Annotated in this window: 17 protein-coding genes; 7 read left to right on the plus strand and 10 right to left on the minus strand. The window is 71.0% G+C overall.

Going from position 1 to position 17,896, the window contains the following annotated elements:
* The first annotated feature begins 36 nt into the window (after positions 1 to 36).
* Genes ACGFZA_RS07115 through ACGFZA_RS07125 form a run of 3 tightly spaced genes read left to right on the plus strand, consistent with a single transcriptional unit; the run spans position 37 to position 2,354 of the window.
* A complete protein-coding gene (locus ACGFZA_RS07115) occupies positions 37 to 1,041 on the plus strand; it encodes an NADP-dependent oxidoreductase (protein WP_393677798.1) in 1,005 nt (334 codons plus the stop codon).
* Complete coding sequence (locus tag ACGFZA_RS07120; protein WP_393677801.1) at positions 1,038 to 2,006, plus strand: alpha/beta fold hydrolase; 969 nt, start codon at positions 1,038 to 1,040, stop codon at positions 2,004 to 2,006. Before ACGFZA_RS07115 ends, ACGFZA_RS07120 begins: the two co-directional genes overlap by 4 nt.
* Positions 2,007 to 2,354, plus strand: a complete 348-nt coding sequence (locus ACGFZA_RS07125; RefSeq protein WP_393677803.1) for a tryptophan synthase subunit alpha — start codon at positions 2,007 to 2,009, stop codon at positions 2,352 to 2,354.
* Here ACGFZA_RS07125 and ACGFZA_RS07130 read toward each other — a convergent pair.
* From ACGFZA_RS07130 to zapE, 5 genes are all read right to left on the minus strand, one after another.
* Positions 2,344 to 4,140, minus strand: coding sequence for a CotH kinase family protein (locus ACGFZA_RS07130; RefSeq protein WP_393677805.1), 1,797 nt, complete (start codon positions 4,138 to 4,140; stop codon positions 2,344 to 2,346). The two genes, ACGFZA_RS07125 and ACGFZA_RS07130, sit on opposite strands and share 11 nt — an antisense overlap.
* On the minus strand, positions 4,137 to 4,814 hold the full coding sequence (locus tag ACGFZA_RS07135; protein WP_147969506.1) for a DUF4956 domain-containing protein: 678 nt from the start codon (positions 4,812 to 4,814) through the stop codon (positions 4,137 to 4,139). Before ACGFZA_RS07135 ends, ACGFZA_RS07130 begins: the two co-directional genes overlap by 4 nt.
* On the minus strand, positions 4,811 to 5,707 hold the full coding sequence (locus ACGFZA_RS07140; protein WP_385279345.1) for a polyphosphate polymerase domain-containing protein: 897 nt from the start codon (positions 5,705 to 5,707) through the stop codon (positions 4,811 to 4,813). Before ACGFZA_RS07140 ends, ACGFZA_RS07135 begins: the two co-directional genes overlap by 4 nt.
* A gap of 216 nt (positions 5,708 to 5,923) precedes the next feature.
* Positions 5,924 to 6,349: an OsmC family protein gene (locus tag ACGFZA_RS07145; RefSeq protein ID WP_073734893.1), complete on the minus strand. Its 426-nt coding sequence runs from the start codon at positions 6,347 to 6,349 to the stop codon at positions 5,924 to 5,926.
* Between the two features lie 84 nt (positions 6,350 to 6,433).
* Complete coding sequence (gene zapE, locus ACGFZA_RS07150; protein ID WP_385279243.1) at positions 6,434 to 7,528, minus strand: cell division protein ZapE; 1,095 nt, start codon at positions 7,526 to 7,528, stop codon at positions 6,434 to 6,436.
* A 196-nt stretch (positions 7,529 to 7,724) separates the two neighbouring features.
* Here zapE and ACGFZA_RS07155 point away from each other — a divergent pair, with 196 nt between their 5' ends.
* The 4 genes from ACGFZA_RS07155 to msrB all read left to right on the plus strand — a co-directional run bounded on the left by ACGFZA_RS07155 (position 7,725) and on the right by msrB (position 10,943).
* Positions 7,725 to 8,495 carry a pyrimidine reductase family protein gene (locus ACGFZA_RS07155; RefSeq protein WP_385279241.1) on the plus strand — a complete coding sequence of 257 codons (771 nt, stop codon included), beginning with the start codon at positions 7,725 to 7,727 and terminating at the stop codon, positions 8,493 to 8,495.
* 142 nt (positions 8,496 to 8,637) lie between these two features.
* On the plus strand, positions 8,638 to 9,090 hold the full coding sequence (locus tag ACGFZA_RS07160; RefSeq protein WP_385279239.1) for an indole-3-glycerol phosphate synthase: 453 nt from the start codon (positions 8,638 to 8,640) through the stop codon (positions 9,088 to 9,090).
* Positions 9,091 to 9,130: 40 nt separating this feature from the next.
* Positions 9,131 to 10,525 carry a UDP-N-acetylmuramate--L-alanine ligase gene (gene murC, locus ACGFZA_RS07165; protein ID WP_385279237.1) on the plus strand — a complete coding sequence of 465 codons (1,395 nt, stop codon included), beginning with the start codon at positions 9,131 to 9,133 and terminating at the stop codon, positions 10,523 to 10,525.
* A 10-nt stretch (positions 10,526 to 10,535) separates the two neighbouring features.
* Positions 10,536 to 10,943, plus strand: coding sequence for a peptide-methionine (R)-S-oxide reductase MsrB (gene msrB / locus ACGFZA_RS07170; RefSeq protein WP_326657100.1), 408 nt, complete (start codon positions 10,536 to 10,538; stop codon positions 10,941 to 10,943).
* Positions 10,944 to 11,029: 86 nt separating this feature from the next.
* On the opposite strand, the gene ACGFZA_RS07175 is transcribed toward msrB, so the two are convergent.
* The 5 genes from ACGFZA_RS07175 to ACGFZA_RS07195 form a co-directional block, all read right to left on the minus strand.
* Positions 11,030 to 11,728, minus strand: coding sequence for a serine peptidase (locus tag ACGFZA_RS07175; RefSeq protein WP_393677811.1), 699 nt, complete (start codon positions 11,726 to 11,728; stop codon positions 11,030 to 11,032).
* 87 nt (positions 11,729 to 11,815) lie between these two features.
* Positions 11,816 to 13,423 carry a protein kinase gene (locus tag ACGFZA_RS07180; RefSeq protein WP_393677813.1) on the minus strand — a complete coding sequence of 536 codons (1,608 nt, stop codon included), beginning with the start codon at positions 13,421 to 13,423 and terminating at the stop codon, positions 11,816 to 11,818.
* A gap of 185 nt (positions 13,424 to 13,608) precedes the next feature.
* Positions 13,609 to 14,067 carry a hypothetical protein gene (locus ACGFZA_RS07185; protein ID WP_393677815.1) on the minus strand — a complete coding sequence of 153 codons (459 nt, stop codon included), beginning with the start codon at positions 14,065 to 14,067 and terminating at the stop codon, positions 13,609 to 13,611.
* A 97-nt stretch (positions 14,068 to 14,164) separates the two neighbouring features.
* Complete coding sequence (locus ACGFZA_RS07190) at positions 14,165 to 16,612, minus strand: GTPase-associated protein 1-related protein (RefSeq protein ID WP_393677817.1); 2,448 nt, start codon at positions 16,610 to 16,612, stop codon at positions 14,165 to 14,167.
* A 373-nt stretch (positions 16,613 to 16,985) separates the two neighbouring features.
* On the minus strand, positions 16,986 to 17,891 hold the full coding sequence (locus ACGFZA_RS07195) for a hypothetical protein (protein WP_393677819.1): 906 nt from the start codon (positions 17,889 to 17,891) through the stop codon (positions 16,986 to 16,988).
* Positions 17,892 to 17,896 lie beyond the last annotated feature (5 nt).

Genomic DNA, 17,896 nt, shown 5'->3' on the forward strand with positions numbered 1-17,896 from the left:
TCGTCCTCACGGACGGGACACGGAACGGAGACGACGATGAGGGCTTTCATGGTCGAGAAGTACGGCGGTGAAGCCGGGATGCGTGCCGCCGAGCTCCCCGATCCCCGGGTAGGTGCCGACGACGTCCTGGTCAAGATCCATGCGGCGGGCGTCAACCCGCTGGACCTCAGGCTCCGCAACGGGGACTTCAAAGCGTTCCTGCCCTACCGTCTCCCGCTCGTTCTGGGCAACGACCTCGCCGGGACGGTCGTCCGGGTCGGCCCGTCCGTCACCGGCTTCGCGGTGGGCGACGAGGTCTACGCCCGGCCCGACAAGGACCGCATCGGCACCTTCGCCGAACTCATCGCACTCCATCAGGACGACCTGGCACCCAAACCGGCCACGCTCACCATGGCCGAGGCCGCCTCCCTTCCCCTGGTCGCGCTGACCGCATGGCAGGCACTGGTCGTGCGGGCCCACGTGCAACCGGGCCAGAAGGTCCTCATCCACGCGGGCGCCGGCGGCCTCGGCTCCATCACCGTCCAGCTGGCCAAGGCGCTGGGCGCGCACGTGGCCACCACCGTGAGCACCGCCAAGGTCGACCTGGCCAAGGACCTCGGCGCGGACGTCGTCGTCGACTACCGCACGCAGGACTTCGAAGAGGTCCTCGACGGCTACGACGTCGTCCTCGACAGCCTCGGCGGCGAGAACCTCGCCAAGTCCCTGCGCGTGCTCAAGCCCGGTGGCATGGCCATCAGCGTCGCGGGCCCGCCCGACCCGGCCTTCGCCCGTGAACTCGGCCTGAACCCGGTCCTCCGCCTTGCCATGACCGCGCTCAGCTTCAAGACCCGGCGCAACGCGAAGCGCCGCGGCGTGACGTACTCGTTCCTGTTCATGAAGGCCAGCGGCGACCAGCTGCGCGAACTCACCCCCCTCATCGACGCCGGAAGGGTCCGTCCCGTCGTCGACCGTGTCTTCCCGTTCGACGAAACCCTCCAAGCCATGCAGTACGTCGAGAAAGGCCGCGCGAAGGCTGGGAGAGTCGTCGTCTCCATGACGTGAGCGCGGGCACAGCCCAGCCGGACGCCGAGGCAGCCCGTCACAACGAGAAGCCGACCCTCACACCCCAGTCCCGCCCCACACACCAGGACCCGGCCATGAGCGCATCGTCCAGCTCCCCCACACCCACCCCGTCGTCGTACAAGAACGCGCCGACCCGCTCCGTGGCCGTGCAGGGCGTCAACTTCGCCTACCGGCAGCTCGGCCCGGACGACGGCGTACCGCTGATCCTGCTCAACCACCTGTCCGCGGTCCTGGACAACTGGGATCCACGGGGCGTCGACGGACTGGCCGCCCGACGCCGAGTGATCACCTACGACAACCGCGGCGTCGGCGCGTCCGGCGGCTCCACACCCGACACCGTCGAGGCGATGGCCCGCGACACCGTGCTGTTCATCCGGGCCCTCGGGTTCGACCAGGTCGACCTGCTCGGCCTGTCGATGGGCGGCTTCATCGCCCAGGTCATCGCGGCAGAGGAACCCGACCTCGTACGCAAACTCCTCCTCGCAGGCACCGGCCCCGCCGGCGGACCCGGCATCGACAAGGTCGCGTCCCTCACCGTCCAGGACATGCTGAAGGCGACGCTGCGGCGCAAGGACCCGAAGCACTACCTCTTCTTCACCCAGACCGAGGGCGGACAACGAGCGGCGCGCGAATTCCTGGCGCGGCTGAAGGAGCGCACGGACGACCGCGACAAGGCGATCTCGGTGCCGTCCTTCCGCGCCCAGCTGAAGGCCATCAAACGCTGGGGCCGCACGGCACCGCAGGACCTGTCGCGCATCCAGCAGCCGGTCCTGGTGGCCAACGGCGAGAGCGACCGGATGGTCCCGAGCGTCAACACCATCGACCTGGCGGCCCGACTGCCCCGGGGCGAACTCGAGCCCCTCTACCCCGACGCCGGACACGGCGGGATCTTCCAACACCACGACAGATTCGTTCCGCGGGCGCTCGCCTTCCTGGAACGGTAAGTGGTCGCTGCCGGCGCGGCTGGTGCAATCACCCCCGACCTGCCTCTGGAAGAGGCCATACCCTGGCTCGCTGCCGCACAGCAGCACGGTCTGTACACCGTGCCCGTCGTCGCACCCACCGCGAACGATGAGCGCCTCCCCCGGATCTGCTCCACCGCGGGCGGCATGATCTACGCTCCGGCCGTCGCCGGGGTCACCGGCCAAACGGGCCCCCTCGCAGCAGGCCTTCCCGACTTCGTCACCCGGCTGCGCACCCTCACCGCACTGCCGGTGGCCGACAGGATTCTGGACCACTACCAGGAGGTCAACAACAAGGCGAACAAGTCCCGTGACGTGGTCAGCCGGTGACCTCCTTGTTCTTCGCCAGGGCTGTGGTCCGCGAGGTGACGGTGGTGCGCAGCGTGTCCACCGCGGTGTCGACGTCCTTGGCGGGGACACCGGCCCGCTCGGCCTGTGCCGCGAGGTCCTTCAGCGTCTTCGTGGCCTTGCCGGAGGCGAAGAACTTCTCGTACAGGTCCTGGTACGCCTCCTTGTAGACCGCGTCGAAGGCGTCGAGCCCGAGGAAACGTTCCTTGAGCGCGTGCCCGGACATCCCGCCGCCGCGCCCCGCGGCCTTGGCCCCGTCGTCGCCGGCCGCGCCCGGGCCGCCCGCTCCGTCGGGCATATCAGGCATGTTCGCCCTGTCGGGCATGCCCTGGGGGGCTTCCGGGGCTTCCCCGGTCTGCCCGCCGTCCTGGCCGGCCTGACCGCCCGGGCGGCCGCCTCCGCCGCCGCCCATGCTCATCTCGTCGTCGGGTCCGGCAGTCGCGTCCCCGCTGAAGGTGAGGTTGTAGTCCCAGCCGAGCACCGAGAACTTCTTGGTGTTCAGGTCGTACCCGAGGAGGTAGTTCTTCCCCGGGCCGGCCATGTCGTCGAAGTTCATCAGCAGGTTCTGCGTCGCGACGTAGTGGGCGAACGAGTCGACGTCGACGTACTCGTCGAGGTTCGCGGTGAACTCCTCGTCCGAGGAGTTCTCCACCCACTTGGTCAGCTTCATCACGGGTTCGAGGTCCTGGCTGCCGACCTTGTTCAGCTGGCGGAAGGACGTCTCGTACTTCGAGGGGTCGTCGCCCTGGTAGGCGAAGGTGCCACCCGCCCTGGCCTTGTAGACCACCGATTCGCCCTCGACGGCCTCGGCGTACTCGGTGTCGGGGTTCTCGACCATCAGACGCACCGCGGTCGGCCGGTTGTTGACCTTCAGGGTCGAGAAGCCGTACCGCTCGGCCGGCTCGCCGGTCCCGTCGATCAGCGAGAGCGCCAGCGCCTCGTTGACGGGCACCTGGGCGTTGGCCCCCGGACGGAGCGAGATCTCGCGCTCGCCCTGGTAGGCGCGGCCCTCGACGTACTCGTCGATCTTGATGAGCCAGGGGAGTTCCTCCGGCTTGTCCGCGGAGAGGTTGTACTGCGTCATCCCTCCACCACCGGCGGCTTGGCCCGCGCCACCACCGGCCGCCTGCCCGCCGGCTGCCTGCCCGCCTCCAGCGGGTTGCTCACCGGCTGCCTGCCCACCGGCTGCCTGCCCACCGGCCGCCTGCCCACCGGCCGCCTGCCCACCGGCCGCCTGACCGCCGCCGCCGGGCGGTTGCATGCCCTCGCCGGCTTCCCCGGCGCCGGGGAAGCCGGGCCGTTCGCCGCCTTCCCCGCCGCCTGCCGCAGCCGCCCGGCCGCCGCCGGGCATCCCTCCGCTGCCGCCCTGGAGGGACCTCAGGGTGGAGTTCCCCTTGAGCCGGATCCCGACGTCCTGGAGGTAGACCCCGTCGATGGTGAGGTCCGCCGGGATCGGGTCCTTGGTCCCGTCCTTCTTGAACTCCTTCATCATCTTGTCGAAGTCCGTCTGGTTGTACTCCAGTTGGATGGAGTGCCGCACCGCCGTGTCGTACAGCCCGACCGTTCCCGCGACGTTCTCGGTGATCGTGTCGGCCTCGACCCGGGAGGCGGAGGTCACGTACGGGGAGATGCGCGCGTCGCCGAACGCGTACAGCATCACCGCGAGCCCCGCGCACAGAGCCCCGGCCGGCTTCCAGTGGTGCCGCAGCCGCACGGGCACGCGGTCGCGCAGCCGTCGCCTTCGGGGCGTGCCGTCGCAGGGGCTCACAGGTCGGTCGTGTCGTAACCGGTCAGCACCGTCACCCGCTGGCCGGACGTACGCTCCTGCAACGCGGTGACCAGGTCACCGGGTTCGGTCCCCTTCTTCATGCGGACGGTGTAGAACACCTCGTTCAGCGCCCCGCCGCGGATCGTCTCGGTGCTCACCAGCTCGAACTCGGTGGTGTACTTGATCAGGACGTCGCGTATGCCCGGGGTGTAGTCCTCGCCCGCCGGGACCTGGACCTTGACGACCTGCCGCTGGACGTTCAGGGCGAACCAGTCGAACTTGTGCATGATGACGACCACGACGCAGATGACGACCGCGCCGACCGCGGCCAGCGTGTAGAAGCGCGCACCGCAGGCCATGCCGATCGCCATGGCCAGGAAGATGAAGCCGACGTCCCGGGTCTCCTTGACCGCGTTACGGAACCTGACCACGGACAACGCGCCGACCAGGGAGAACGCCCGCGCGAGGTTGGACCCGACGACGAGCATGATCAGTGCGACGATCATGCCGACGATGACGAGGGTCTGGACGTAGGACTGGCTGTAGGACACGTTCCGGTGCGTGTACCGGTAGACGTAGCCGATCACCGTGCTCAGGACGAACGACAGCACCATCGCCGCGACGACGTCGGTGACGCTGAAGGTCCCGCTGAGTTCCTGCAGATCGAAATTCACTGTGCTCCTGCTTTCACCGGCGGCTCGTGCGCCGGCAGCTGCGTGGTGAGGGGGTTGGCGGGCGGCGGGCAGTCCGCCTCGTCGAGATGGAAGACGGACCGGGGTGCCAGCCCGAACGCCTCGATCGACTGGACGTACTTGGAGACCCGCACGAGGCTGAGATTGCGGCGTGCGGCCAGATCGGTGATCCAGTGGGGGGTGCGCTCGTTGACCTTGATCTCCATCACCGACATGTGCGGCGGGATGGTGAACCGGTTCTCCGGATTCGCCCGGCCGAGGCGGAAGTCCCGGTCACGGCCGCGGACGCGCCGGTCGAACGTCACGCGCAGGCCGGTGTCCGAGCCGCGCCCGACCAGCGCCTCGCGCTGGTAGCCGGTGATCGCGGTCGGCCGCAGATTCAGCCGTACCACCAGGTCGAGCACCTCGTGGATGAAGGCGCGCTCCTTCGGCGTGTGCTCCACCAGCTGCCGCCCGTCGCAGAGTTGACGGGCCGTGCCGTACGGGAGGGTGATGCGGCGTTTCTGCGTGACCCGGTTGACGCGCTGCTTGATCTCGACGCACACGGGTGACGCGTCCGAGACGCCGTCCGGTTCGCCGTAGTGCCGGATGCGCAGCTTGCGGCGGAACTTGAGGCCCTCGATCTTCTCCCAGTAGAACCGGAGCTCCGGTGAGTCGTAGTAGACGCTCCATACGCCGTAGCCGCCGACCGGGCTGTTCAGGTCGCGGTCCATCCGCTCCGCGAGTTCGTCGCGGAGTTCCGCTGCCAGGTCCACCGGGACCAGGTACTTGAGCTCGTATCTGTTGAACGCGTGCAGCCTGCTCGCGACATGCAGCGGTGGGGGGTCCTCGTCGTCCTCGGGACGCCCCTGGGCGGGCTCCCGGAACGGGGCCATGTCGGGTCGCGACACCGCGCGCCTCCTTCGTCGTCCGTGCCGGACCGGCCGGCAGGCGTCACGCAACCAACGACGGATGAGGAAGCGATGAGAATCGTGCGTGTATTGCAGGAGGATTCGAGAGGGCCGGAAGGTGAACACGGCCTTGCGCGCCGGGCAGCACAGCACTGTCCCCGGGCGGCAGGTGCCGGCCCGGGGACAGTGGGGGGAGTGTGATCAGGCGAGCGAGGCGCTCAGCGTGATCGTCGTGCCCGTCAGCGCCTGGCTGACGGGGCAGTTCGCCTTCGCGTCCTCGGCCGCCTTGACGAAGCCCGCCTCGTCGAGACCGGGCACCTCGCCCTCGACGGTGAGGTGGATCCCGGTGATGCCGGTGCCGGGCTGGAAGGTGACCTCGGCCTGCGTGTTCAGCCGGGTCGGCGGGGTGCCGGCCGTGGCGAGACCGTTGGAGAGCGCCATCGAGAAGCAGCTGGAGTGGGCCGCGGCGATCAGCTCCTCCGGGCTGGTCTTGCCGTTCGCCTTCTCCGCGCGGGACGGCCAGGAGACCGGGTACTCCCCGATTCCGGAGGAGTCGAGGGTGACGACACCCTTGCCCTCGATCAGGTTGCCTTCCCAGACCGTGTGCGCCTGACGCGTGGTAGCCATGCTGGTTCCCTTCAAACAAAATGCGCGGTTGTACGGGGGTGGCGGGGCACTCCGTCGTGCCCGGCCGTTGTTACGTCCCCGAACCTACTGCGCCACCAGCCCCTTTGCGTCGCGTGCCAGCGCTGTCAGCCGGGAGATTGCCCGGAAGTACTTCTTCCGGTACCCGCCGTTCAGCATTTCCTCGCTGAACAGCCGGTCGAACGGCATCCCGGACGCGAGCACCGGAACCTCCCGGTCGTACAGCCGGTCCGCGAGCACCACGAGCCGCAGCGCGGTCGACTGGTCCGGCACCGGCTGCACCTCGGTGAGGCACACCGCCCGGACGCCGTCCGTCAGGGCGCCGTACCGGCTCGGGTGGACACGGGCCAGATGGTCGAGCAGTGCGGGGAAGTCGTCCAGGCTGGCGCCCTCGGTCGCGTACGCGGTCTTCGTGACCTGCGCGTCGGAGTACGGCGGCGGGGCCTCGGGCAGGCCGCGGTGGCGGTAGTCCTCGCCGTCGATGCGCAGCGGGCGGAAGTGCGAGGACAGCCCCTGGATCTCCCGCAGGAAGTCGGCCGCGGCGAACCGGCCCTCGCCGAGCTTGCCCGGCAGCGTGTTGGAGGTCGCGGCGAGCGCCACCCCCGCCTCGACCAGGCGGCTCAGCAGCGAGGAGACCAGCACGGTGTCGCCCGGGTCGTCGAGCTCGAACTCGTCGATGCACAGCAGCCGGTGCCCGCTCAGCGTCTGCACGGTCTGCTGGAACCCCAGCGCGCCCACGAGGTTGGTCAGCTCCACGAACGTGCCGAACGCCTTCAGCGAGGGCGCGGCGGGCGTGGCGTGCCAGAGCGAGGCGAGCAGGTGGGTCTTGCCGACGCCGTAGCCGCCGTCGAGGTAGACCCCGCGCGGGCCGCTGGGGGCCGCGGCCTTCTTGCCGCCGAACCACTTGCGCTTGCCCGCGCCCGTCGCGTGCGCCCCGCCGAGCCCGGCCGCGAAGCCGGAGAGGACCTTGACGGCCTCGGTCTGGCTCGGCTGGTTCGGGTCGGGGACGTAGGTGTCGAAGCGCACCGAGTCGAAGCGCGGCGGCGGCACCATCTCGGCGACCAGCCGGTCGGCGGGTACGCGCGGTTCGAGGGCGCACAGGGACAGCGGGGCCGTTTCGGCTATGGGGCTGGGCCCCGGCACGGCGGTGGAGGAGGACACAACTCCCCAGCCTAAGGCCTCCCCCGCGGCAAGGAGTGGGCGCGGGCGGTCCTGAGACTCCGTCTGCGGCGTCGTCGTCGGGCAACGAAGCTCGCGTCGCCTCCCTCCTCCGCCTCGCGATCGAAGCCACAGGGCCTCCCGCGCTGATCCACTCCCTTCCGCGGGGGAGGCCGCGGGCCGTGCCAGACTGCGGAACATGCGACGCCTGTTCCCTGTGACCGACCAGACAGCGGCCGATGACCCGGGCGAGTGGAGCCTGGACGCCCTCGCCGACGCCTACGCCTACCCGGAGACCGACGGCCCCTGGCTGCGCGCCAACATGGTGTCGACCCTCGACGGCGCCGCCCAGCACGACGGCCGCTCGCAGCCGATCTCCTGCGACAGCGACATGCGGATCTTCGGCACCCTGCGGGGGCTGGCCGACGTGGTGATCGCGGGTGCGGAGACCGTACGGCTGGAGGGCTACCGCCCCGCCCGTGCCCGGGAGGCCTTCGCCGCGCGGCGGGAGGCGGCCGGGCAGGGGCCCGCGCCGGCGGTCGCCGTGGTGAGCGGCAGCCTGGACCTGGACTTCTCGCTGCCGCTCTTCGTCTCGCCGCTGGTCCCGACACTCGTGCTCACCGGTGCGGGAGCCCCGCCGGACCGGATCGAGACGGCCCGGAAGGCGGGCGCCGAGGTGGTGATCGCCGGAGAGGGTTCACGGGTGGACCCGGCCCGTGCCGTGCGGGAGCTGGCCGGCCGCGGGCACCGGCGGCTGCTGACGGAGGGCGGGCCCCGGCTGCTCGGTCAGTTCGTCGCGGCGGGTGTGCTGGACGAGATGTGCCTGACCCTGGCGCCGATGCTCACGGCCGGCGATGCGCAGCGGATCGCGGGCGGCCCGTCGGTGGCCGTGCCGGAACGATTCGCCCTGGCGTCGCTGCTGGAGGAGGCCGGGTTCCTGTTCTCTCGGTACCGTCGGATCCGACAATGAGCGGAATAATCCGTTCCGGTTAGCGTTCGGTGGGCAGAATGGATCTCGCAGACCCCGTGCGAGCACGGGGAAGGATGGTTTCAGCAGTGATCGACGACGGTCACTGAAGCAGAAGGGCCCTGTGGTGTTCACCAGCGTTTTGATGATCGAGAAGCCCCTCACTTCCGAGGACGTCGAGTTCGTCACCACCCTGCACGGCGAGGAGGAGATCTCCTTCGTCGTGCTCATGCAGCCGCGCGGCGACCAGGCGGATGTGCTGTTGCGGGCCATCGACGACCTGGCGATGGGCGAACTGAAGGAAGCGGCCCGGGAGAGCGAGGTGCCGGAGGGGAAGAACGCCAGACAGTCCGCCGAACTCGCGCTGGAGGTATCCCTGGAGGCCCTGCGCCAGTCGGGCTCGGAAGCCGTCGGACAGGTGATCGAGGACCACCCCCTGGACAAGCTCAAGTCCGTCGTCGACGAGGCGGAGGCCGACGAGGTCATCGTCCTGACCGCCCCGCACTACGTGGAGGAGTTCTTCCACCGCGACTGGGCGTCGCGCGCCCGTCACAAGGTCGGCGTACCGGTGCTCAAGCTCTTCGCGCACAGCGAATAGGCTGGGAGCCCCTACCCGTACCACCCTGGGAGACACACGCATGGCACCCGGTATTCCTGCCGCCATGGAACGGCCGCACTTCATCGGCATCGGCGGCGCCGGAATGTCGGGCATCGCGAAGATCCTCACCCAGCGGGGTGCGAAGGTCGCGGGCAGCGACTCCAAGGAGTCCGCCACGGCCGAGGCGCTGCGCGGGCTGGGGGCGACCGTCCACATCGGGCACGCCGCCGGTCACCTGGCCGACGACGCCACCTGCGTGGTCGTCTCCAGTGCCATCCGCGACGACAATCCGGAGCTGGTGCGCGCCGGGGAGCTCTCGATCCCCGTCGTGCACCGCTCCGACGCCCTCGCCTCCCTGATGCAGGGGCTCCGCTCCATCGCCGTCGCGGGCACCCACGGCAAGACGACCACCACGTCGATGCTGGCGGTCGCCCTCACCGAGCTGGGTCTCGACCCCTCGTACGCGATCGGCGGCGACCTGGCCGGACCCGGCACCAACGCCACGCACGGCGAGGGCGCGATCTTCGTCGCCGAGGCCGATGAGAGCGACCGGAGCTTCCAGAAGTACGACCCCGAGGTCGCGATCGTCCTCAACGTCGAGCTTGACCACCACGCGAACTACGCCTCGATGGACGAGATCTACGACTCCTTCGAGACCTTCACCGGCAAGATCGTCCCCGACGGCACCCTGGTGATCTCCGCCGACCAGCCCGGAGCCGTCGAGCTGACCCGCCGGGTGCGCGACCTGTCCGCGCTCAAGGTCGTCACCTACGGCGAGTCCGAGACCGCGGACGTACGCGTCCACAAGATCACCCCGCGCGGTCTGACCAGCGAGGTCACGGTCGTCCTGAACGGGAAGTACCTCACCTTCACCGTCTCGGTACCCGGCCGCCACTACGCGCTGAACGCCGTGGCCGCCCTCGCCGCGGGCGTCGCCCTCGGCATCCCCGCCCACAACCTCGCCTCGGCCCTCGGCAAGTACACCGGGGTCAAGCGCCGCCTCCAGCTCAAGGGCGAGGCGGCCGGCGTCCAGGTCATCGACAGCTACGCCCACCACCCCACCGAGATGACCGCCGACCTCGAAGCGATGCGCGGCGCCGCCACCGACGCCCGCATCCTGGTCGTCTTCCAGCCCCACCTCTTCTCCCGCACCCAGGAGCTCGGCACCGAGATGGGCCAGGCCCTCGCGCTGGCCGACGCCTCCGTGGTCCTCGACATCTACCCGGCCCGCGAGGACCCGATCCCCGGGATCACCAGCACCCTGATCATCGACGCCGCGAAGGCCGCCGGCGCCGACGTCACCGCCGTGCACGACAAGGCGACGGTCCCCGAGGCCGTCGCGGGAATGGCGAAGCCCGGCGACCTCGTTCTCACCATGGGAGCGGGCGATGTCACGGACCTCGGCCCGCAGATCCTGGACCACCTGTCGAGCTGAGGGAGCCACCGTGCCGTACGACATCGAGAAGCCGGACGAGCAGTGGCGGGAGGAGCTGTCCCCCGCCGAGTACGCCGTCCTGCGCAAGGCGGGTACCGAGCCGGCCTTCGTGGGCGAGTACACCGACACCAAGACCACGGGCGTCTACTCCTGCCGCGCCTGTGACGCGGAGCTCTTCCGCTCCGACACCAAGTTCGAGTCGCACTGCGGCTGGCCGTCCTTCTACGACCCGAAGGACACGGACGCGGTCGAACTGATCCAGGACCGCAGCCACGGCATGGTCCGCACCGAGGTCCGCTGCGCCCGCTGCGGATCGCACCTGGGCCACGTCTTCGAGGGCGAGGGCTACCCGACCCCGACGGACCAGCGGTACTGCATCAACTCGATCTCACTCCGGCTGACGCCGGAAGAGGACTGACCGCAGTCAGCTGACGCTGGTCCCAACTGATGCCCGCACAGGAGTAGTGGTTCTGTGCGGGCATTTCTGTCTCATCAAGCCGTGTGTCATGAGTTGGCGAGAAAGGGCGCCAGCGTCGCGGCAACCGCGGCGGACCTCAGATACGGAGCTGCGCGGTGGAAGTCGAACGGGGCGATGCTGTCCGTCAGATCGAGATCCACCGGCGGGAAGCGCTGTTTGAGCGGGCGCGGGACGGCGACGATGTCCCCGTGATCGCACAGGTTGACCCATCGGCGCACGTCCGGCGGACGTTCTCCGGTGCCGTTGGCCGGGGCTGGTGACAGGCGGTCGAAGACGCCATGGCGGAGCGCGAGGGGGGAGCCGAGTGTCAGGAGCAGATCGACTTCGAGCTCCGGGTGGGCGTGGAGGGCCTCGTAGGCCACGACGCTTCCGAGGGAGTGGGCGATGACCACGCGGGCGCCCGTCGAGGAGATGACGCCTGCGACCTCCTCGCGGGCCGCTGCACGGACGCTGTCGTCCGGCCCGCCGAGATAGCGCGAGACGTCGCGGAAGAGCGTGGCGATGAATGCGCGGGTCAGGCGGCCGTCGAGACTCAGGTGCTCGGAGATCGCGGACACGAGCTGCCGCAGTGGAACGGCCAGGCGTCCGTGCGACGTCCCGGGTGGCGGAAGCCTCAGGCCCAGGGACGCCTCCAGCGATTTCGCCCAGTGGGACACGTCCTCGGCCAGGTGCGGGTGCTCGCGCTCCAGAGGTAAGGGCTGCCCCGCAATTCCTGGCAGGCGCACGACGACAGCGACGGCACCTCTCCGCCTTACGATGCACCGCATCTGACGCCTCGCGCTGATCCACCAGGAATTGCGGGACAGCTTTTATTAGACGCTGGGCAGCAGCAGGGTGATCAGGGCCGCGGCGGCCACCCATGCCGCCGCACCGGCCTGAATCGCGAGGGGTACGGACAGAACGCCCCCGGCGGCCAGCAGGCCGGCCAGAACGACGCCGTTCAGCAGGCCGACGGCCGTGCCGGCCGCGGTCTGCCACGGTGCCCTGGGAACCACCGCCGCGACGGTCTTGCATACCCCCACGCCGCCGAGCCACAAGAGGGGACCGCCCAACACACCGAACAACAGGGCTGTCCACCACGGCGACGGGGGCCAGAAGACGAGAAACGCGACGCCGATCAGCGTGCAGAGCAATGCCATGGCGAACAGGCAGATATCCGGATCATTGTCGTCGTGCGCCGAAAGGGTCGGCGCCCCCAGATAGGCCACCGCCGTGGCGGCCAGGAAGACCGCTGCGCACAGTGCCACAGTCCAGACCGGGGACCAGTCGGTCAGCAGGGCGAACTGGGACCAGAGAGAGGTGGCTGCGAGCAGTCCGTTCCAGGCCGATACCCGGCCGGCTCCCGGCACCGCCTGCGAGGCGGGGGGCCGGGTGGCCGGCTCCACGGGCGGATCCGTCCGGAGGCCCGGTTCGGCGGTGAGTGGAACGGCCGGGGGGTCCGGTTCGGCGGTGAGCTGATCGGCCCGGGGGTCCGGTTCGGTGAGCGGATCGGCTCGCCTCGGGGGCTCCGCGCCCGGCGCGCGGGGGGCATCGACCGTGGGGGCCCCGGCGAGCTTCCGGACGGCAGGGGGCGCGTTGCCGAGGTCGTCCAGCACATCGCGCAGACGTTCGGACACCTCTTCGGCCGTGGCGGGCCGGCGGTTCGGGGCCTTGTCCAGCAGACGGAGGACCAGTCGGTCGAGAGCGTCCGGAATTCCGGGACGCAGGTTCCGCACCGGTTCCGGTGTCCGGTTGAGGTGCTGGGCCAGTACCGACCATCCCGCGCCCTCGAAGGGCGGTCTGCCGGAAAGGAGTTCGTACAGCAGACAGCCCAGCGAGTAGAGGTCGCTGCGCCCGTCGAGGGTTCGGTCGCCGCGTACCTGCTCCGGTGACATGTAGGCGGGCGTGCCAATCGTCGCCCCGGTGCCTGTGAGCCCGGTTCCGGACTCCTCGATCAGCCTCGCAATGCCGAAGTCGCAAATCTTCAGGTCGAGTTCGCTGTCTCCGTACACCATGACGTTCGCCGGCTTGATGTCGCGGTGGACGACGCCTGCGCGGTGGGCGGCCGAGAGGCCGGCGCAGATCTGCCGCCCCCAGGCCACGACGTCCTCGACGCTCCGCCGTTCCGTGGCGGCGAAGGAGGCCATGGAGCGGCCGGGGACCAACTCCATGACCAGGAAGAGCACTTGGTGGCCTCCGAGGGCGGCCTCGCCGTGATCGTGAATGGTCACGATGCTCGGGTGGGTCAGACGGGCGGTGGCCCGTGCCTCCTGACGGAACCGCGCGGCCGACTGGCTGGTCGTGAGAGCGCTCTGGGTGATGACTTTGACGGCGACGTCACGGTCGAGCCGCGAGTCGACAGCCCTCCACACCTGGCCCATCCCACCGGCTCCGAGCATCTCCACCAGCCGGTAGCGGCTCTCGAGCACCTCTCCACGCACCGAGTGCCCCCTTCGGTCGTCGTGTGCGGGGTGTCCGACGCGGCGGCTACGCCCCGCCCGTCGGCTCCCGGGTAGCAGCCTACGCAGCGACAGGCCCGGAAACCCCCCCGATTCAAGATCCCCTCGACTCGGTTCCGGAGGTCGGGCCTGCAGCGGGCCATGCCCGGATGGCGTCGAGCGTCGGGTCAGGCGTCCTCGGCCTCGGGCTTCAGCAGCGGATGCACCACACCGGGGAAGACCCGGGCCCGCACGACCTCCTCGGCCGAACCGCCCTGGATCACCGTCTCCGCGACACCCCAGGGCCGGCCGGGCAGCTGGACGATCAGCGTGTACGAGGCGGAGCAGCCGGTGCACTCGTACCGGTCGACCCACGCCTCCACGTCCGTGGCACTGCCCGGGTACCGCGCCACGTGCCGGTGCCGGGCATGGCAGCGCTCGCAGGTCTCGCCCGGTTCGCACGTGCCCCCGCAGGGACACGGCACGTCGAAGGAGTCGGCGGGGCGCCAGCGCTGCGTGAGGACGGCCTCACGCGTGGCACCCATGTCCTTCATCGCCTTGAGGTTGCGGGCGGCCACGTTGTACGACTCACCGGTCGCCGCCATCCGGTCGCGGATCACGTCCTTGCGCCCACGGTTCGTCGTCATCTGTTCCTCCTGGGGTTCACGCAGCCCGCCAGGAGCCCATGAGATCGTTGTGTCCCCAAGGTACCCGGCGGACGGTGCCCCCGACGACCCGCACGGTTCAGCCCCGGCGCACCCGGCCGGCGATCCGCCGGCCGATCCGCCCCAGGGGGCCCCGGCCCCGGCGGTTCCATTCATGGAAGGCCTCCGCCCGGCCGCTGCTCCCCGAGCGCCCCACGGCCTCCTCCACCGCCGCGACGTCCTCGGCGGGGAGCGTACGCACGGCAGGGCGCAGCACCTCCTCCAGCAGGGCGGCCGCGGTCCGGCTCCACTCCGCACCCGCGTGGGGGTGGGCGGTCCAGACGGCGAAGCAGTCCGCCGCGTAGGCCGGCTCCGCCTTCAGCCGGGCGCGGACACCGTCGCCGCGCGCGGCCCGGTCGTACGCGGCGACGAGATCGGGGTCACCGCTGTGCACGAGGGCGTACAGCTCGGCCTCCGGCCGGTCCGGCGCGAGCAGCCGCTCGGCGAGCGCGCCGAACGCATGGCCGAGCACCTCCGGCTCCACCGGCTCGGCGTCCCTGCGCAGCGCGCGGACCCGCTCCGCCCACTCCGGTGCCGCCGCGTCCGACCGGATCTCGCGGGCGAACTCCAGGAGCAGCAGCGCACCCCGCTCCCGGCCGCCGATGTCCTGCGGGAAGCCGCGCAGCAGGTCGTGGGCGAGCTCCGGCGCCTCCTCGTCGGTCGCGGGGGCGCCGAGCGCCGCGGCCACCAGGCGCGACCAGGTGCCGGCCGTCCGGTGGGCGTCCGACGTGGCGGCCTCCAGCAGCAGCCGGCCCTCGCCCGCCGTCACCGTGCCCTCCTCCCACACCAGCCCCACGGCTGTCCGCAGCACCAGCGGCTCCGCGAACGGCGACATGCCGGCGGCCCGCAGCACCCGGTGCACCGCGCCCACCCGGTCCGCTCCGCAGGACGCCTTGGCTTCCGGCGCCTCGGCGCACATCCGCAGATGCGGCAGCGACTGGGTGCCGGTGAACGGCAGCGGCACCCGCCCCAGGAGCCGCTCGACCCCGGGCGGGTCCTGCGGCGCGATCCGGTCCAGCGCACCGAGCAGCGCCGTACGGACGTCGAACTGCTCGTCCATCAGCTCCAGCAGCGCGGGCGCCCAGCCCGGCTCGTCCTCCCCGCCCTCCAGCAGGGCGGGCGCGAGCCGGCGGACGACGGAGGGCAGCAGGTCCGCGCAGTCCACGCCCAGCAGCCGGGCCACCCGCAGCAGCTGCACCGTCCGGGCCACGTCGAGTCCGGCGCCCGCACCACTCAGCTCGGTCAGGATCTCCGGCCCGAGCACCGAGGCGACGGCCGAGCCCTCGGGACCGCTGAAGGCGGTACGGCCGGGCAGTTCCACGGAGCCGTTGCCGCCCCGGACCGCTTCCGTGACCAGCATCGCGGCCAGGGGAGCCGTGGTCGTCGCGGGGGAGCGGCCGTCGAGCGCGGCGAAGAGCCGTCCCGCCGCGTCGAACTCGGGGCCGGTGCGGTCGTCGACTCCGGGCGCGGTCAGCGCGTCGACCAGTTGCCGGGTCCGCTTCGCGTCCAGCGCGTAGGGCCGCTCGGCGGCCCAGCCGGCAGCGGCGGCCCGCCCGGCCGTCCCCAGCGCGATGCCCGCGCACAGAGCGGTCACGGCCACCGGGCCGGCGGCGAACGGCTCCCCGGGCAGCTCCGCGGCCTCCCGGAACAGCTCCGGCGCGCGGCTCCGCCAGATCCGGGCAGCCGTCTCGGCCCAGGCATCGGCCACGGTGCCCTCCGGGCGCGGGCCGGTGCAGGTGTGCACGTGGAAACCGGGGGCCGTCAGTTCGTGCGCGTCCTGCGGCAGCACTCCGACGACCTGCTGCGGGGCCTGGCGCGGGTGGCGGGTGTACGTGGTGAACGTGAGCTGCTCGGCGAGCTCGCCGGGCAGCGCGACACACGCCAGCGCGATCCACCGGGCCACGTCCGCGCTCTGCCGTTCGACGAGCACGACACGCCCGGCGTCGTCCTTCCCGTACAGCCTGCGCAGATCGGCCAGCACCCCGGCGAGCCACGGGCCCCTGGAGACGGCGAAGTCGTTGAGCCCCTCACGGTCCCGGGCGTGACCGGCGGGCGGCAGGGCGGCGAGCGGACCGGGCAGCGTACGGTCCGGCGTCGTCGAGGCCCAGCGGGCGGACCGGCAGGCGGTGATGGGGAGGACGCCGCCCGGCAGCCGGGTGCCGGCGGGGAGATGGACCGCGTGTGCGTGGAAGCCCACGGAGGAGCCCGGCACGGGCTGGACCGCCACGGTCCGGGCCAGCAGATGACCGCCGTCGGAGAGCACACTGAAACTGAAGGCCTCGGGCAGCGCGCGCAGTGCGGCGTCCGCCAGCCGGGGCGCGGTACCGGCGGGTGTCTCGTACGCCAGGAGCGGGACCGCTTCGGTGAGCACGGACGCGGGTATCGCTGCGTCAACTGCGGTGAAGCGGGCCCGTATCGGTTCGGCCTCGTCGGTGCCGGGGCCGTCCCCGCCGGTCGCGGAGGTGTAGTGCAACTGCGCGAGGCTCATGCGTCGGCTCTCTTCGTCCCTGCCGTGAAGGTCCCCCTGCCACCCGCACCCGCCGTCCCGTGGTGGCAGCGCCGTCCCGGCAGAGCGACGACCCCGGCGGGGAGTGTTCCGCAGTCGCTGGGGCGACGCTATCAAGGACCCGCGTGCCCTTGCGGCGCGAAGGCGGAGCAACGAACGAGGGGCGACGAGGACAGGGCGGCGAACGCGGGGCACTGAAGGCGGACAGCAGAGCGGGGCCGCGGCTTCGTGCCCCGACCGCACCCGGCCGCAGACCGCCCGGCACCGGTCTGTCCCGGTGCCGGGCGGAACGTGTCCGGCCACGCCGCGGCTCACTGCCTTGCCCGGCCCCGCACGGACCACTGCTGACGGGCGTTCAGCTTCCCCGTAGAAGCACCGCTATGCCGCCGACCGGCCGCTCGTTCCTGTACTGGGCGATCTGGAAGGGGACGAACGTGCCGGCGGCGACCTCGTCGGTCACGACGGCCAGCAACTCCATCTCGCGCTGCTCCCGCGGGCCGAGCGTGAGTGTGTGGGTGAGCGCGTTCTGGCCCTGGACCTCTTCCGCCCCGGCGGTGGCGGTCAGGGACAGCCATGCCGACGCGTACACCGGGCGGAGCCGGTCGTCGGTGGGCAGATTGCCCCACAACTCCCGCGGCATGGGCCGGACGTCGATCTGGTACGTGGCTTCCTGATCCGTCGGGTTCGTCGCCAGGAACGCGAACGGCTGAGGCGGGGAGGCGGGCATGGCGGTCAGGTTGTGCTGCGCCCAGTGCCGGTCGTTGACGGGATCGCCCACCCCCGCGTCGGACACGTTGTCCAGCGGATGCCAGACCTTGGCCAGCAGGCATATGTGGTTGCCCGCGCCGGCGGGGATTCTCGCGGTGACCGGAGAGGTTTCCGCCCGGCCGCCATGAGGAGGAACGGCGACCTGCGAGAATCCGATGAACTTGGAGGGCTCGGGCATGACCGGTCCGCTCACCGGCTTGGACCACCACACTCCGACGTAGGCCACCGAAGCGCTGTTCCCGCCCTGCCAGTTCCCGACGGACACCTGGACGGTCAGATCCTCGCCGGGCTGGAACGGCGTCAACGACTGGATGCCGGAGCACAGGTACCAGCAGACGGAACCGGGAACGGGCCGCACGCCGATGTCCTCCTCCGCATGGGGAAGCGCGGGCGGCGGGTAGCTGTAGATGTACAGGAACGGCCGGTCGTTTCCCTCGCCCTTCGGCTGCTGGTTTCCGTCCGGCTGCTGATCGCGGCCTCGATCCACGTCCATGGCTC

It is taken from the genome of Streptomyces sp. NPDC048211 (assembly GCF_043202315.1).
Lineage (GTDB): Bacteria > Actinomycetota > Actinomycetes > Streptomycetales > Streptomycetaceae > Streptomyces.

Bases quoted from the DNA above. Each gene is read 5' to 3' on its own strand.
- ACGFZA_RS07115 (WP_393677798.1), top strand. From the start codon at position 37: ATGAGGGCTTTCATGGTCGAGAAGTACGGCGGTGAAGCCGGGATGCGT.
- ACGFZA_RS07140 (WP_385279345.1), bottom strand. From the start codon at position 5,707: ATGGCCCCGTTCCGGGAGCCCGCCCAGGGGCGTCCCGAGGACGACGAG.
- ACGFZA_RS07145 (WP_073734893.1), bottom strand. From the start codon at position 6,349: ATGGCTACCACGCGTCAGGCGCACACGGTCTGGGAAGGCAACCTGATC.
- ACGFZA_RS07155 (WP_385279241.1), top strand. From the start codon at position 7,725: ATGCGACGCCTGTTCCCTGTGACCGACCAGACAGCGGCCGATGACCCG.
- ACGFZA_RS07160 (WP_385279239.1), top strand. From the start codon at position 8,638: ATGATCGAGAAGCCCCTCACTTCCGAGGACGTCGAGTTCGTCACCACC.
- murC (WP_385279237.1), top strand. From the start codon at position 9,131: ATGGCACCCGGTATTCCTGCCGCCATGGAACGGCCGCACTTCATCGGC.
- ACGFZA_RS07185 (WP_393677815.1), bottom strand. From the start codon at position 14,067: ATGACGACGAACCGTGGGCGCAAGGACGTGATCCGCGACCGGATGGCG.
- ACGFZA_RS07190 (WP_393677817.1), bottom strand. From the start codon at position 16,612: ATGAGCCTCGCGCAGTTGCACTACACCTCCGCGACCGGCGGGGACGGC.
- ACGFZA_RS07195 (WP_393677819.1), bottom strand. From the start codon at position 17,891: ATGGACGTGGATCGAGGCCGCGATCAGCAGCCGGACGGAAACCAGCAG.